The following is a 15,475-nucleotide window of genomic DNA, read 5'->3' as shown; positions in this document are numbered from 1 at the left end:
TCAGTATGTCGACGCTCTCGCCGTGACCGGCTCTCACCGGCCGCGGGAACTACTCCCCTCCTGGCCCGGCCAGTCTACCTGACGTGCGGTTATGGCACCGCTCACAGGACCTAGGTCCCGCGGGAACAGGACCGGAGGACCTGCCTCGCGGCGGTCCTGGCGACGAGTCTTGGGGGCGTGGAAGTCCTGGATCTCGCGCGCTGGCAGTTCGGCATCACGACCGTCTACCACTTTCTGATGGTGCCGCTGACGATCGGCCTTTCGCTGCTCGTCGCCGGCATGCAGACCGCGTGGGTGCGCACGGACGACCCCCGCTACCTCGCGATGACGAAGTTCTGGGGCAAGCTCCTGATGATCAACTTCGCCATGGGCGTGGTGACCGGGATCGTGCAGGAGTTCCAGTTCGGCATGGCGTGGAGCGAGTACTCCCGGTTCGTCGGCGACGTGTTCGGCGCGCCGCTGGCGATGGAGGGGCTGGTCGCGTTCTTCGTGGAGTCGACGTTCCTCGGCCTCTGGATGTTCGGCTGGGACCGGCTGCCCAGGCGGGTGCATCTCGCCTGCGTGTGGGCGTTCTCGCTGGCCTCGGTCGCGTCGGCGTACTTCATCCTGGCGGCGAACTCGTGGATGCAGCACCCGGTCGGGGTCGAGCTGGTCGACGGACGGCCCCGGCTGACGTCGATCGGCGCGGTGCTGACGAACTCGACCGTGCTGGCGGCGTTCCCGCACGCGATCTTCGGCGCGTTCGCCGTCGCGGCGACGTTCCTGGTCGGGATCGGCGCGTGGCGGCTGTGGCGGGCCCGCGAGGACATGTGGCGGACGTCGGTGCGGCTCGGCGCGTGGGTGGGCGTCGTCGCGTTCGCGGGCCTGGCGGTCAGCGGTGACCTGCAGTCGAAGCTGATGTTCGAGCAGCAGCCGATGAAGATGGCGTCGGCGGAGGCCCTGTGCCACAGCGAGGAACCGGCCGGCTTCTCGGTGTTCGCCGTCGGCGACGTGTCGGGACCGGACTGCGAGAACGTCAAGTCGGTCACCGTGCCGGCACTGCTTTCCTTCCTGGCCAAGGGCGACTTCAAGGCGCCGGTGACCGGCGTCGAGGACCTCGTCGAGCAGTACCAGGAGAAGTACGGCACGCACTACCCGGTCGACCCGCGCCTCGGCGAGCTGTCGGGCAAGCCGATCGACTACGTGCCGAACCTGCCGGTGACGTACTGGAGCTTCCGCCTGATGATCGGGCTCGGCGCGGTCGGTGCGCTGGCCGGCGTCGCGGTCCTGTGGCTGACCAGGCGCGACCGGGTGCCGAGGTCGGTGTGGTTCCCCAGACTCGCGCTGGCGAGCATCGCGACCCCGTTCCTGGCCAACAGCTTCGGCTGGATCTTCACGGAGATGGGCCGGCAGCCGTTCGTGGTGGCGCCGAACCCGTCCGGTGTGGACGGTGTGTGGATGTTCACCGCGCGGGGCGTGTCCGGCCTGACGGCCGGCGAGGTGCTGACGTCGCTGATCGCGTTGACGCTGGTGTACGGGGTGCTGGCCGTCGTCGAGGTGGCGCTGATCCGCCGCTATGTCCGAGGTGGACTCTCGCCGGACGAGCCGGCGGAGCAGTCGACCCTGACCTTCGCCTACTGAGGAGCTGTGTTGCAGACGTTCTGGTTCGTCGCGATCGCGGTGCTGTGGCTGGGTTACCTGTTCCTGGAGGGATTCGACTTCGGCGTGGGGATGCTGCTGCGGCTCCTCGGCCGCACGGAACGCGACCGCCACGCGATGCTGACCACGATCGGGCCGGTGTGGGACGGCAACGAGGTGTGGCTGATCGTCGCGGCGGGTGCCATGTTCGCCGCGTTCCCGGGCTGGTACGCGGGTTTGTTCAGCGCGGGCTACCTGCCGATGCTGATGGTCCTGCTGGCACTGATCGGCCGCGGCGTGGCCCTGGAGTGGCGCGGCAAGGTGGACACGGACGCGTGGCGCACCCGCTGGGATGTCGTGCTCGGTGTGGGGTCGCTGGTCGCGACGCTGGGTGTGGGCCTGCTGCTGTCGTGGAACATCCTGGGCCTGCCACTGGACGGCGACGGCAACCGCGTCGGGTCGCCGTTCGCGGCACTGCGCTGGGACACGGTGCTCGGGGCGCTGGCGGTCACGGGCTTCGCGCTGGTGCACGGCGCGGTGTTCCTGGCGCTGAAGACGGACGGCCCGGTGCGTGCGCGTGCCCGCCGGTTCGCGCTGCGGTTCGCCCCGCTGGGCCTGGCGCCCCTGCTGGCGCTGGCGGTGCTGGCGCAGGTGCGGGCAGGGGCGGACTGGACGTGGCTCGCGGTGTTCGCGGTACTGGTGGCCGCGGTCATCGCGTGGCTGAGGTTGGCCGAGGGAAGGGAGGGGCAGGCGTTCGGGTTGCTTGGCGTGGCGCTGGCCGCGGCGGTGCTGGCGCTGTTCGGCGCGCTGTACCCGAACGTCCTGCCGTCCACGGTCGATCCCGCGTACTCGCTCTCCATAGCCGAGGCCGCGTCGAGCCCGTACACGCTGACGGTGATGACCTGGGTGGCGGCGTTCGGCACGCCCGCGGTGCTCGTCTACCAGGGCTGGACGTACTGGGTGTTCCGCAGGCGGGTGACGGCGTGAGACGAACCGGCCCGCTCGGCGCGCTGCCGCGGCTGTCCCGCGTGGCGCGCCGGGCATTGGCCGGGTGCGCGGTGCTCGCGGGGTTGAGCGGGTGCGTGCTGGTGGTGCAGGCGTGGGCACTGGCGGGGGTGGTGACGGGGGCTCCGGTGCTGGGGGTGCTGGCCGCCGCTGTGGTCGGCCGAGGGCTGCTGACGTGGACGACACAGGTGGTGGCGGCCCGCGCCGCGGCGGGCGCGAAGGAGGAGCTGCGTGCCCGCCTGCTGGACCGGGCGCTGGCATTGGGTCCGGAGTGGACGGTGCGGCGGGACGCGGAGCTGACGGTCCTGGCGACCCGCGGCCTCGACGCCCTGGACGACTACTTCGTGGTGTACCTGCCGGCACTGGTCAACGCGGCGGTCCTGCCGCTGGGCGTGGTGGCGGTGCTGCTGGCGACGGACTGGCCGTCGGCGCTGATCGTGGGCGCGACGCTGCCCCTGGTGCCACTGTTCGCGGCGCTGGTGGGCCTGCGGACGCGGGACCGGGTGCGCGAGGCGGCGGCGACGGAACAGCGAGTGGCACGGCACCTGCGCGAGCTGGTGAAGGCCAGGCCGATCCTGACGGCGTTCCGGCGCCTGGACGCGCAGGCGGCGACGATCCGGCGAATCTCGGAGAGCCAGCGCGGAAGCACGATGGCGACGCTGCGGGTGGCGTTCGCGTCGGCGCTGGTACTGGAGCTGGTGGCGACACTGTCGGTGGCGCTGGTGGCGGTGGTCATCGGCCTGCGGCTGGTGGGCGGGGACCTGTCGTTGGCGGTGGGCCTGTTCGTGCTGATCCTGGCCCCGGAGTGCTACCTGCCACTGCGCCAGGCGGGTGCGGCCCACCACGCGAGCGAAGCGGGGATGGAGACGGTCCGCGAGATAGCGGCGCTCCCGTCGCCCCGGACGTTCGGCAGCGCGTCCCCCACGGGCCCATTGAAGGTGACGGACCTGAAGGTCCACGGCCGAACCACCAACGCGGTGTCCTTCACGGCGCGGCCGGGGGAGACGGTCCACCTGAACTCCCCGAGCGCCTCAGGCAAGTCGACGACGTTCGCGGCGCTGCTGGGCTTCGTCGCGCCCACGGAGGGCCGCATCGAGGTCGGCGACCATGATCTGTCCGAAGTGGACATGGCGGCCTGGCGGGCCAGAACCGCCTGGGTCCCACAGACCCCGAGGTTCGCCGCCGGCACCGTCGCGGAGGAACTGGCCGCCACTCTCCCCAAGCCCCCGCACGAAAGTCCCACTCGCGCGGCCGGGGGCCCCCCGGTTTCAACGCTACTCGGCAGCACCGACAGAACCGGGGGTTCGGCCTGGGTCAATGGACCGTTCGTACGAGTTTCTCAGGCCGTCCTCGCCGTCGCGGAACGCCTCAACCTCGCCCATCTTCTCCATCGGCCGGTCGGCGAGCTGTCCGTCGGCGAGCGGCAGCGTGTCGCCGTCGCTCGTGCGCTCCTCCGGGTCGAGTGCGGCGCCGACCTCCTCCTGCTCGACGAACCCACCGCGCATCAGGACCCGGCCAACGCCGCCCGCATCCGGACCGCCATCGCCGGCACCGGCGCCGCCGTCGTCATCGCCAGTCACCGCACCCCCGACAGCTCGGCCGAACCGACCGCCGGCCGCGCCGCCAACGCCACCAATCCCGAAGCACCCCAACGCCTCCCGCTCCGCACCCTCGTCACCCCACGCCTGATCGCCGGCGCCCTGCTGGGCGCGACCGCCCTCCTCTCCGGCGTCGCGCTGACCGCCACCTCCGCCTGGCTCATCGCCAAGGCCGCCACCCAGCCCCCGATCCTCACCCTCGGCGTCGCCGTCGTCGGGGTCCGCGCCTTCGGCCTCGCCCGGGCCGGACTCCGCTACGCCGAACGTCTCGTCACCCACGACGCCGCCTTCCGGTCCGCCGCCGCACAGCGCACGGAACTGTGGCGCACAGCGGACTTCCGACGCCTCACCACCGACGTCGACACCGTTCGCGACCTCACCCCGCGCGTCCTCCTGCCGCCCCTCGTCGCGGCACTCGTGTGCGTGGCGGCCGTGGCCGTCCAGTCGGCGATCCTGCCGGCGGCCGGCCTCGCGCTCGCCATCGCGGTCGCGGCGGCCGGCCTGGGTGCACCGGCCGTCGCGCTCGCGGTCGACCGGCACGCCACCCGTGCCCTCGCCGCGGGCCGCCGCCGCGTCGCCGCCAAGGTCCTGACGCTCCTCGCGGCCGCCCCGGACCTCATCGCCTACGGCCGGCAGCACGCCCACCGCGCCGACCTGGCCCGCGAGGACGCCGCACTGGCCCGCGACGCGCGCCGCCAGGCCCTGAGCGCCGGCACCGCCAACGCCCTGATCCTCCTGGCGCTGGGCGGGGCCTCGGTGGCCGGCGTCGCCCTGGCCACCGACGTGAGTCCCCTCCTCATCCCGGTCCTGGCCCTGCTCCCACTGGCCCTGACCGAAGCCCTCGCCCCACTCCCGGCGGCGGCCCAACACCTGACCCCGCTCCGCGCCGCCCACACGGCGAGCCCCGACGGGCGGCCTGGCGACACCGAGCGCCGCGACGGACACCCTCGCGACGTCGAGCGCCCTCATGACGTCGAGCGCCGCGACGGGCGCCTTCACGACGTCGAGCTGCGTGGCGTGGACGTCCGCTGGCCCGGCGCGGTCGCGCCCACGCTCCAGAACCTCGACCTCGCCGTCGCGCCCGGCACCCATCTGGCCGTCGTCGGTCCGTCCGGCGCCGGAAAGTCCACCCTCCTCGCCCTCATGGCCGGACTGCTCCCCGCCGAGCGCGGCACCGTCCGCCTCCCGACGACCGCGTGGGTCCCACAGGAGCCGCACCTCGTCGCGACCACTCTCCGCGAGAACCTCCGCATCGCCGACCCACGGGCCACCGACGACCAGCTCGGACAGGCCCTCCGCCAGGCCCAGCTCGCGACCTGGGCCGACCGCCTCGACGACGATCCCACGACCGCCTCCGGCGGCGAGGCCCAGCGCATCGCCCTCGCCCGCGCCCTCCTCGCCGAGGCCGAGCTGCTCCTCCTCGACGAGCCGACCGCCCACCTCGACGCCCCGACCGCGCACCGGATCCTCGCGGGACTCAAGGGCCGCACGGTCGTCCACGTCACCCACCGCCCCGAGGAGGCCGCGGACGCCGACGCGATCCTCGAGTTGGCCTGAGAGCCGGCCCCGACATGCCCACGGAACCGACGGCCACCGGTATCGAGCGTGACGACGTCCACCGACAGCCGCGGTCGCGGCGAACTAGCCTGAGTATCGAGATGGAACCCGCACTTGCCGCGCAGGCGCTCGGCGCCTCGACCGAGATCGCGACGGCGGCGCTGTCCGGTGAGGACCCGGAGGCGGTGCTGCGGCTCGTCGTGCGCCACGCCGCCGAGCTCGCCGACGCCGACCTCGGGCTCGTCATGACCCGCGCCGATGACGGCTCCCTCACCGTCGAGGCCGCCCACGGCGACGGCGGCCCCACCTTCACCAACCCCATCGGCCTCGTCCTGTCCGCCCGCAGCTCCGCCGCCCGCACGGCCCGCAGCGGCGTCGCGGTCGTCGTCGACGACGTGGCCACCGACCCGCGCACCGCGCCGTTCGTCCCACGCGAGCTGCGGAACTTCGGCCCCTTCGCCGCCGCTCCCTTCGGCACCCGGCAACGCAGGCTCGGGGCGCTGACCGTCTACCGGCACCGCGGCGCCCGTCCGTTCGCCGAGCCGGCGGTCGAGGTGCTCACCGCGTTCGCCGCGCAGGCCGGGCTCGTCCTCGTGCTCGCCGAGGGCGCCACCGCCCGCGCCCGCCTGACCCTGTACCAGGAACGCGAACGCATCGCCCGCGACCTGCACGACGTGCTCGTCAAGCGCCTCTACGCCGCCGGCATGCAGCTCGACCTGCTCGCCCGCCGGCCGGCCCGCAAGCTCGCGCGGAAGGACGCGCAGCGGCTCGCCGACGCCATCGACCAGCTCGACGCGTCGATCGCCGACGTCCGGGCGGTCGTCCGCGCCCTGCGCAACCCCGAGGCGGACCCGGTCACCGACCTCGCCGAGTCCGCCCGCGCCGAGGTCGCGATCGCCGGCGAGCTGCTGGGCTTCGCGCCGTCGCTCGACATCGACGGCGACCTGGCGGGCATCCCTCCCGCGCTGGCCGACCACGCCCGCGCCGCGCTGCGCGAGACACTGTCCAATGTGGTCCGTCACTCCGGGGCCCACCACGTGATCGTCCACATCGGACGCGACGACGCCCTCGAACTGGTCGTCGCCGACGACGGCTGCGGCATCCCCGAGGGCGTCACCCACCGCGGCCTCAAGCACCTCGAGGAACGCGCCGGTCAGGCCGGCGGCCGCTGCGTCGTGCGCTCCTCGCCGAAGGGCACGACGGTCACCTGGACCGTGCCGCTCACCGGGTAGGGCTACCCCCACCGTCGAACCGCCTGCCCGCACCAGTGATCGAAGCGCGCCAACGCGCGAGGCTTTCCTTGTGCGACAGGAGAATGACATGAACACAGACGTGGTGCGGCTGACCGAGGTCCGCAAGACGTACGGGGGCCGTCGCAACAGCGTGATCGCCCTCGACGGTGTCACGATCGGCTTTCCCCGGGCGACCTTCACGGCCGTCATGGGCCCGTCCGGGTCCGGCAAGAGCACGTTCCTGCACTGCGCCGCGGGACTGGACCGGCCGAGCAGCGGCTCGGTGCTGCTGGCGGAGCAGGAGCTGTCGACCCTGTCCGAGGTCGACCTGACGAAGCTGCGGCGCGAGCGCGTCGGCTTCGTCTTCCAGGCGTTCAACCTGATGCCGGCGTTCTCCGTGCAGGACAACGTGACGCTGCCGTTGCGCCTCGCCGGCAAGCGTGCCGACCGCGACGCCGTCGAGCGGGTGCTGACCCAGGTCGGCCTGTCCGACCGGCGCAGGCACCTGCCCGGCGAGCTGTCCGGCGGCCAGCAGCAGCGGGTCGCGATCGCCCGCGCGCTGATCACCCGTCCGGCCGTGCTGTTCGCCGACGAGCCGACCGGCGCGCTCGACACCCGCACCGCGCGTGAGGTGCTGAACCTGCTTCGTGCGTCGGTCGACCAGGCCGGCCAGACCATCGTGATGGTGACCCACGACCCGGTCGCCGCGTCCTACGCCGACCGGGTCGTGTTCCTCGCCGACGGGCGTCTGGTCGGCGAGCTGCGCAACCCGACCGCCGAGGCCGTGGCCGAGCGGATGACCCACCTCGGCGCGTGGGCCGACGAGCAGGCCGGGGTGCGCTGATGTTCCGGATCGCGATGCGGACATTGAGGTTCCGCAAGGGCGCGTTCGTCGCGACGTTCCTCGCGATGACCGTCGGCGCCATGCTGGTGCTGGCGTGTGGCGGCCTGATGGAGACGGGGATCCGCGCCGACCTGCCGGTGACGCGGCTGGCCGCCTCGCAGTTCGTCGTGACCGGCAGCCAGACCTTGGTGCTGCCGAAGGAGGACCCGAACGACCCGGAGGAGGACGCCGATTCCGCGCACCTGCCCGAGCGGGTGCGGCTGTCGAGCGACCTGGTCGACGAGGTCTCGCGGGTGCCGGGGGTGGCGGCCGCGGTGGGGGACGTGTCGGTGCCGGCCCTGGTCGGGGGCATGAGCGTCGAGGCGCACGGCTGGTCGTCCGCGTCGCTGACACCGGTGTCGCTGGTGTCCGGCAGGGCGCCGTCGGCAGGGGAGGTCGTGCTCGGCCAGGGGGCGGGCGCGACGGTCGGCGAGCGGGTCGAGCTGGCCGTGCGGGGGAACGCGAAGACGTTCACGGTGTCCGGCCTGGTGCCGGGGCGGGCCGTGTTCTTCGCGGACGACCAGGTCGGCCGGCTCGCCGGTCACCCGGGCAGCGTGGACCTGATCGGGGTGCGCACCCAACGCGGCGCCGACCTCGGCGCGGTGGCCGACCGGATCGGCAAGCTGCTGCCCGGGCAGAACGCCACGCTGCTCTCGCGTGACGAGCGTGGCTGGGGCGAGCGGCTCGAGTTCGCCAAGGCCGGTGAGAACCTGATCGTGCTGTCCGCCGTGTTCGGCGGCTTCGCGGTCATGGTCATGCTGTTCGTGGTGGCCACGACGCTCGGCCTGTCGATCCAGCAGCGGCAGCGTGAGCTGGCCCTGCTGCGCGCGGTCGGCACGACACCCGGCCAGCTGCGCCGGATGGTGATCGGCGAGGCGCTGGTCATGGCGGTGTTCGCGGCCGCGCTCGGCGGCCTGCTCGGCACGCTCTTCGGGCCATGGCTGTTCGAGCGGCTGGCGACGCACGGCATCGTGCCGACGGACATGGTCCACCACACCGGCTGGATCCCCATGGTCGTGGCCGGCGGCGCGGTGCTGGTCGGCTCGTTCTTCGCCGCGCTCATCGCCGGCCGGCGTGCGGCACGCACCCGGCCGACCGAGGCACTCGCCGACGCCGCGATCCAGCGCCGCTGGCTGAGCTGGGTGCGGGTCGTGCTGGCGGTGCTGGCGTTCGGCGGCGGGATCGCGTTGTTCATCGTGACGGTCACGGTCATGACCGGCCCGGTCGCGGCGAGCACGGCCGGACCGTCGGTGATGCTGTGGGCGACGGCTCTGGCGCTGGTGTCGCCGGGCATCACGAAGCTGGTCCTGGCGATCCTGCGCTGGCCGGTGCGCGCGGTGTCGGGCACCGCCGGTTACCTGGCCACCCTGTCCACGAAGACCCGCGCGGTGCGCGTGGCGGCGGTCGTCACCCCGATCATGCTGGCCACCGGCGTGGCGACCGCCAACATCTACCTGCAGACCACGACCATCGCCCTGGCGAACGAGGCGTTCGTCGAGAACCTGCGTGCCGACCTGGTCCTGGCCGGGGACGTGACTCCCGGCCTGGTGGACGAGGTCCGCTCGGTGCCGGGCGTGCGTGCGGCGTCGGAGTTCGCGTCGAGCACCGTCTACGTGGCGAAGCCGTACCTGTCCCAGGACGACGACGGCTGGCCGGTGCAGGGCGTGTCGGGCCCGGCGGCCGCGCAGACCACGGCGTTCCACCCGACGGCCGGCCGCCTGGCCGACCTGACCGGCGACACGGTGGCACTGCCCGAGTCGCAGGCCGCCGAGCTGAGCCGGGGCGTCGGCGACACGATCACCATGCGCATGGGCGACGGCACCGCGGTGGACGTGCGGATCGTGGCGCTGTACGCGGCGCGGGAGGGTTACGAGACGATCCTGATGCCGGCGTCGCTGGTGGCGGCCCACACGACCTCGGGCCTGCCGTCGCAGATCGTGGTCCGCACGGACGACCCGGCCTCGGTGGCACCGGCACTCACCCGCCTGGCCGCGGCACACCCGGGCCTGGCCGTCGTGGACCGCGACACGCTGGTGTCGAGCCACGCCAAGGACCAGGAGCTGGGCGCGTGGATCAACTACCTGATGGCCGGCATGCTCATCGCCTACACGGCCATCTCGGTGGTCAACAGCCTGGTGATGGCCACGAACGCCCGGCGCCGTGAGTTCGGCCTGCAACGCCTGACGGGCGCCACACGGGGCCAGGTCCTCCGCATGATGACGGTCGAGGCAGGCATGACGACCGTCATCGGCGTGGGACTGGGCACGGTGGTCGCGTTCGCGACGCTCGCCCCGTTCACCCTGGTCACCGACGGTTCGCTGCTGCCCAAGGGGCCGGTGGCGGTCTACCTTGTCGTGACCGGCGCGGCAGCACTGCTGGCGTTCGGCGCCACCCTGTTCTCGACATGGGTGGGCCTACGGACCCGGCCGGCCGAGGCGGCGGTCGCACCCGCCTAGGCCGGCCGAGACGAGCGGGCGGTCCCCAGCGCAGAGGGGACCGCCCGCTTTGGCATTCCGCCACAACCCTGTCTCCGGTGAGAACTGGCCCCGGCCGGCGCCGCACCGAACGCGCCATGACCACCCGGCAGCGTGGCCCGGTCAGCCCCGCTGGGGCCGGCGGGCGATCCAGGCGACCGCCTGCGTGCGGCGTTCCATGCCGAGCTTCGCGAGCACCGACGTCACGTAGTTCTTGACCGTCTTCTCCGCCAGGAACAGCCGCTCGGCGATCTGCCGGTTGGTCATCCCCTCGCCCATCAGCTCCAGCACGTCGCGTTCACGCTCGGTCAGGCCGGCCAGCTCGTCGGTCTTCGCCGACTCCCGCATGCGGTCCAGCACGTGCGCGGTCGTCACCGGATCGAGCAGCGACCGTCCGGCCGCCACCTCACGCACCGCGTCGACCAGGTCCTGCCCACGCACCTGCTTCAGCAGGTATCCGGACGCCCCCGCCATGATCGCCTCGACCAGTGCCCGCTCGTCGTCGAACGCGGTCAGCACCAGGCACCGCGGCGCCGGGTCCAGCTGCCGCAGCGCACGGCACAGCGACACCCCGTCCCCGTCCGGCAGCCGCACGTCGACCACCACGACGTCCGGGGAGGTCGCCGCGACGCGCGCCAGCGCCTCCTGGACGCCGCCGGCCTCGGCCACCACCTCGATGCCCGGCTCACCGTCGAGCAGGTCACGCAGCCCACGCCGCACCACCTCGTGGTCATCGACGAGCGCCACCCGCACGGTCATGCCGCAAGACTATTGCGTGGTGACCCCCAGCAGCGTCCGCAGCTTCCCTGTCACCCATCGGTTGCCGTCCAGCCGCACGACGCCGTCACCGGCGCGACGCCACACCCAGCGCAGCACGGCGCCCGCCTCGCCCGAGACCCCGCCCTCCGCGTCGAAGTGCCCGCGTTCCACCGTGATCTCGGTCGGGCCGAGCTGCACCTGCCAGCCGGACTCCTCGGTCGCGAGCTGCACCGTGCGCCCGTCGCACTCGGCGAGGTGCTCGCCAAGCTCGTCCGGGTACTCCACCGACGCGTACGCGAGGAAGCACGTCAGCAGCTCGTCGATCCCGTCGTCGGCCAGGTCGGCCGGCACCGGCGCGTGCGGGACCTCGGCCGCCAGCTCGGCGTCGAGCCGGTGGATGACGGTCTCCTGAGCCATCCGGCGTAACCAGAATCCGACGGTCTGGTCGGGCCCGTACCAGGTCAGGGCCGGGTCGGCCGGCTTGCGCGTGGTCAGCTCCCCGACGAGTGCCCGGTAGGCGTCGTCGAGCACCGCGACCGGGTCGCCGGGCAACGGGGGCGGCCACGGCGCCGGCCACGCGCCGTGGCGCATCGTCTCGGCCTTGTGCAGGTACACCTCGGAGACGTGCCGCACCAGGTCCTCGCCTATCCACCCGGGGCACGTCGGCACCGGCTTGCCCATGGCATTCGGAGCCACCTCGCGCAGCCGCGTGTAGTCGGCGTCGAGGCAGTCCAGGAATCTCTGCTCGTCCACGGCCGGTACCCAACCACAGAGCCCAGTGTTGGTTTGGCTCGCTCCGCTCGCGGCGTGCGGGCCTGTGCGCGGCGTCTTCCCTCGCTGTGCTGCTCGGCGCGGGTCGCTTCGCTCCCGGGCGCCTCCGCTGCTCGCTCGGTCCAGACGCCGCCGGCCCGCTCGCGGTGTTGGTTTGGGCTCGCTCCGCACCGTGTTGGTTTGGCTCGCTCCGCTCGCGGCGAGCGGGCCTGTGCGCGGCGTCTTCCCTCCCTGCGCTGCTCGGCGCGGGTCGCTTCGCTCCCGGGCGCCTCCGCTGCTCGCTCAGTCCAGACGCCGCCGGCCCGCTCGCGGTGTTGGTTTGGCTCGCTCCGCTCGCCGTGCGCGCGGCCCTTCGCGGCGTCTTCCGCTCTGGTCGGTCCAGACGCCGCCGGCCCGCTCGTGGCGTGCGGGCCTGTGCGCGGCGCGCTCGGGTCAGAGTTTTCGCAGGCGGACGCGGCTGATCCGGTGGTCGGCGTCCTTTCGCAGCACCAGCGACGCCCGTGGTCGGGTGGGCAGGATGTTCCGCACGAGGTTGGGCTCGTTGATGTTCTGCCACAGGACGGCGGCCTCGGCGCGGGCCTCCTCGTCGGTGAGGCCCGCGTAGTGGTGGAAGTGCGAGTTCGGGTCGGAGAACGCGGTGTCGCGCAGCGTGAGGAACCGCTCCACGTACCACCGGGCGATGTCCTCCGTGTGCGCGTCCACGTAGATCGAGAAGTCGAACAGGTCCGCGACCGTCAGCCCCTGGCCGGGCAGCAGCACGTTCAGGCCCTCGATGATCAGGATGTCCGGCTTGCGCACCACCTGCGTCTCGTCCGGCACGATGTCGTACAGCAGGTGCGAGTACACGGGCGCGTGCACCTCCGGCGCCCCGGACTTCACGTCCGTGACGAACCGCAGCAGGCTGCGCCGGTCGTAACTCTCCGGGAACCCCTTGCGGCTCATCATGCCGCGCTGGATCAGGTCCGTCTTCGGCCACAGGAACCCGTCCGTGGTGACCAGGTCCACGTGCGGATGGTTGGGCCAGCGGGCTAACAGCGTCCGCAGCAACCGTGCCGTCGTCGACTTGCCGACCGCCACGCTCCCGGCGATCCCGATCACGAACGGCACCTGCTCGGGCGACGGATCGCCCAGGAACGACGTCGTGTCCGTGTACAGCCGTTGCCGGGCCGCCACGCGCAGGCTGATCAGCCGGGACAGTGGCAGGTAGACGTCGACCACCTCGTCCAGGTCGACCGGGTCGCCCAGCCCACGCAGCTGCACCAGCTCGTCGAGGGTGAGCGTCAGCGGGGTGGCCCGCCGCAGCTCCCGCCACTGCTCGCGCCGCAGCTCCACGTACGGGCTGAGGTCGCGAGTCTTCACCGCCACGTCAACAAACGTTAGGGCTTTCCGGCACCGGGAGCACTGTGACTCAGTACACGCTCCGCCGGTCCACCACCGGGGACGGACCGATCGTCACGTCACTGCTCGTGCACGGTGGGGCGTGGCCGGGGCGCCGAAGTGTGAAAGGCCGAACCAGGAATTCCCGTGACCGCTCTCGACGGCATTCCGGTGGGACGAGAGCTGAACCAACCAAGGAATTGCCATAACTGCATATATCTGTCGACGAAAAGGGAGCCGTCCGAGGCTCCCTTTTCGGCTAGCAGTTGACCAGTTCGGGGCTCTGGTTCAGCAGTTGCGCACGCGGGCTGACGAACTCGTCGTACGCCGGTCCCGCTGCCGGGTCGAACAGCGCCAGCCGGTGGCAGTTCTGGAACGCGAGACGCACGTTGAAGTGCCGTTCCACCGCGCCACGCATGGCATCGCTGCCGACCAGGCGCAGGAGTTGGCCACGGGACCGCTCGTCCGGCGGCTCCTTCTGGTTGTCCGCGAACGGGCCCTCGCCGGCCGCGAGACGCTCGGCGAGCTCCGCCACCACCGACCACGCGAATGGTAGCGAGTCACGGATGCAGGCGATGAATTCCTCGTCGGACACCGGGCCCTGCTGGGCTTTCTCCAGCAAGTCGGGAGGCACGGTCAGCGACATTTGACCTCCTAGGTCAGAAATTGCGGTCGGCTTCCACCTAACCCGCCTGCCGCAATTTTCGCGAGCCATCCATAGTGTGAATCTGCGCCCGCGGTTCCGTCACCGTCCGAGGTGGTGACCGGGGGAACAACCGAACCCCTCTCATCGTTGGCACTCGCGAGGACCGAGTGCTAATTCGGTCACGGAAACCCCAGGTAGGAGGGTGTCAGAGATGGCTCTAGCAGTTCGTTCGATGTGGGATCCGTTCGGCTCGCTCGTGCGGCAGCTCGAGGCCGACCTCGGCCGCTCGAACACGTTCGTCCCCACGGCCGACGTCGTGCGCGAGGGTGGTGACGTGGTCGTCACCCTCGAGCTGCCCGGCATCGACGTCGAGAAGGACGTCGACGTGGAGGTCTCCGAGGGGAGGCTGGTGGTCACCGGCCAGCGCCACGAGGAGAAGAGCGCCGAGGAGAACGGCGTGATCGTCCGGGAGTCCCGGTCCGGCTCGTTCCGGCGGGAGTTCGCGCTGCCCGAGCACGTCACGGCGGACGACATCGAGGCAGACTACGACCGCGGCCTGCTGAGGATCCGCGTCCGCGAGGTGGCGAAGCCCAAGGCCGAGCCGAGGAAGATCACGGTCCGTCGGTAAGGACCTCGTCCCACGCGGCCATCACCTGCCGGGCGCACACCGAGGCCGGCACGCCGCCCACCCCGGTGCCGAGGCCCGGCATGGCGATGGTCGAGACGACGGCGCGCACCGGCCGGCCGTCTTCGAGCCGGCCGTCGCGCCACAGCCTGAACACCGCCCGCGCCGCGAGGTACGGGTGCACGGTGTCCGGCGGGAGCAGCTCGCCGGGCGACCGCATGGTGGGGGCGCTGATCAGCCACGCGGGCGCCGACGCGTCGGTCGGCACGATCACCGCCTGCCCCACCGGCAGCTCGCCGCCGTGGTAGGCGAGCACCGCGCTCCGCACGTGCTGCTCGAGCGAGGGAAAGGTGCGCGCGTAGACGGCGTCGATGCCGCCGCGCATCCATCCGTACGAGTTGGCCGGGCTGACGACGGCATCCGCGGGCACGTCGAGCGTCGAGCCGCGGTGCGTGTGCACCTCAGGTCGTCCGTCCGCGGCCGACTCCCATGCCTCGGCCAGCGCGTCCTCGATCGCACACAGGACAAGCCGGAGCGATTCCCCTGCCGCTGTCCCTGCTCGTTCAGCCTCTTCGGCGGCGGTCACGGCTCCCAGCATGGCACTTCGACGGCGCCAGGCGTAACCGCCATCCGGTAACTGTTGCCACGCCAGGAGGTTAAGTCGGCTCGGGAGTGCGGGACCTCGCTAGGGTGACCCGGTGCCGACCATCGCCTATTTCGGGCCAGAGGGAACGTTCTCCGAGCAGGCCGCGCGCGCGGCGAGGCCGGACCACACGCTGGTGCCGGTCGCGACCGTGCCGGAGGCGTTGGTAGCCGTGCGTCAGGGGCGTGCGGACCTGGCGTGCGTGCCGGTGGAGAACTCCGTGGAGGGCGCGGTCTCGGCCACGATGGACGCGCTGGCCGTCGACGAGCCGTTGGTGGCGGTGGCCGA

Annotated in this window: 13 protein-coding genes; 8 read left to right on the top strand and 5 right to left on the bottom strand. The window is 72.3% G+C overall.

Translation table 11 applies throughout. The annotated features are described in order from the left end of the window. The first annotated feature begins 177 nt into the window (after positions 1-177). The 6 genes from VET29_RS33490 (at position 178) to VET29_RS33465 (ending at position 10,348) form a co-directional block, all read left to right on the top strand. Entirely contained in the window at positions 178-1,620 is a 1,443-nt protein-coding gene (locus VET29_RS33490; protein ID WP_324928256.1) for a cytochrome ubiquinol oxidase subunit I, read from the top strand. A 9-nt stretch (positions 1,621-1,629) separates the two neighbouring features. After that, positions 1,630-2,604 (top strand): cytochrome d ubiquinol oxidase subunit II, encoded by a 975-nt coding sequence (gene cydB / locus VET29_RS33485; protein ID WP_324928254.1) that lies wholly within the window; start codon positions 1,630-1,632, stop codon positions 2,602-2,604. Next, complete coding sequence (gene cydC / locus VET29_RS33480; protein WP_324928252.1) at positions 2,601-5,777, top strand: thiol reductant ABC exporter subunit CydC; 3,177 nt, start codon at positions 2,601-2,603, stop codon at positions 5,775-5,777. Before cydB ends, cydC begins: the two co-directional genes overlap by 4 nt. 101 nt (positions 5,778-5,878) lie before the next feature. Further along, positions 5,879-7,009: a GAF domain-containing sensor histidine kinase gene (locus VET29_RS33475; protein WP_324928250.1), complete on the top strand. Its 1,131-nt coding sequence runs from the start codon at positions 5,879-5,881 to the stop codon at positions 7,007-7,009. 88 nt (positions 7,010-7,097) lie between these two features. Then, positions 7,098-7,853, top strand: a complete 756-nt coding sequence (locus VET29_RS33470; RefSeq protein ID WP_324928248.1) for an ABC transporter ATP-binding protein — start codon at positions 7,098-7,100, stop codon at positions 7,851-7,853. Next, positions 7,853-10,348 (top strand): ABC transporter permease, encoded by a 2,496-nt coding sequence (locus tag VET29_RS33465; protein WP_324928246.1) that lies wholly within the window; start codon positions 7,853-7,855, stop codon positions 10,346-10,348. Before VET29_RS33470 ends, VET29_RS33465 begins: the two co-directional genes overlap by 1 nt. Positions 10,349-10,489: 141 nt before the next feature. Here VET29_RS33465 and VET29_RS33460 read toward each other — a convergent pair whose 3' ends face one another. From VET29_RS33460 to VET29_RS33445, 4 genes are all read right to left on the bottom strand, one after another. Then, positions 10,490-11,125, bottom strand: a complete 636-nt coding sequence (locus VET29_RS33460; RefSeq protein ID WP_324928244.1) for a response regulator transcription factor — start codon at positions 11,123-11,125, stop codon at positions 10,490-10,492. A 9-nt stretch (positions 11,126-11,134) separates the two neighbouring features. After that, entirely contained in the window at positions 11,135-11,878 is a 744-nt protein-coding gene (locus tag VET29_RS33455; protein WP_324928242.1) for a maleylpyruvate isomerase family mycothiol-dependent enzyme, read from the bottom strand. 450 nt (positions 11,879-12,328) lie between these two features. After that, positions 12,329-13,255 (bottom strand): type I pantothenate kinase, encoded by a 927-nt coding sequence (gene coaA / locus VET29_RS33450; RefSeq protein ID WP_414636684.1) that lies wholly within the window; start codon positions 13,253-13,255, stop codon positions 12,329-12,331. Positions 13,256-13,532: 277 nt separating this feature from the next. Next, positions 13,533-13,919: an SCO5389 family protein gene (locus VET29_RS33445; protein WP_324928239.1), complete on the bottom strand. Its 387-nt coding sequence runs from the start codon at positions 13,917-13,919 to the stop codon at positions 13,533-13,535. Between the two features lie 211 nt (positions 13,920-14,130). On the opposite strand from VET29_RS33445, the gene VET29_RS33440 reads away from it, so the two are divergent. Then, positions 14,131-14,547, top strand: coding sequence for an Hsp20/alpha crystallin family protein (locus VET29_RS33440; RefSeq protein ID WP_324928237.1), 417 nt, complete (start codon positions 14,131-14,133; stop codon positions 14,545-14,547). On the opposite strand, the gene VET29_RS33435 is transcribed toward VET29_RS33440, so the two are convergent. Further along, a complete protein-coding gene (locus VET29_RS33435; RefSeq protein WP_414636683.1) occupies positions 14,531-15,142 on the bottom strand; it encodes a macro domain-containing protein in 612 nt (203 codons plus the stop codon). The genes VET29_RS33440 and VET29_RS33435 overlap by 17 nt on opposite strands. Positions 15,143-15,242: 100 nt before the next feature. Here VET29_RS33435 and VET29_RS33430 point away from each other — a divergent pair. Then, positions 15,243-15,475 (top strand): prephenate dehydratase domain-containing protein (locus VET29_RS33430; protein ID WP_324928232.1); only part of this gene is annotated, 233 nt, incomplete at its 3' end.

Source organism: Actinophytocola sp. (assembly GCF_035634895.1).
GTDB lineage: Bacteria > Actinomycetota > Actinomycetes > Mycobacteriales > Pseudonocardiaceae > Actinophytocola.
This window is presented reverse-complemented; position numbering and strand designations above follow the sequence as displayed.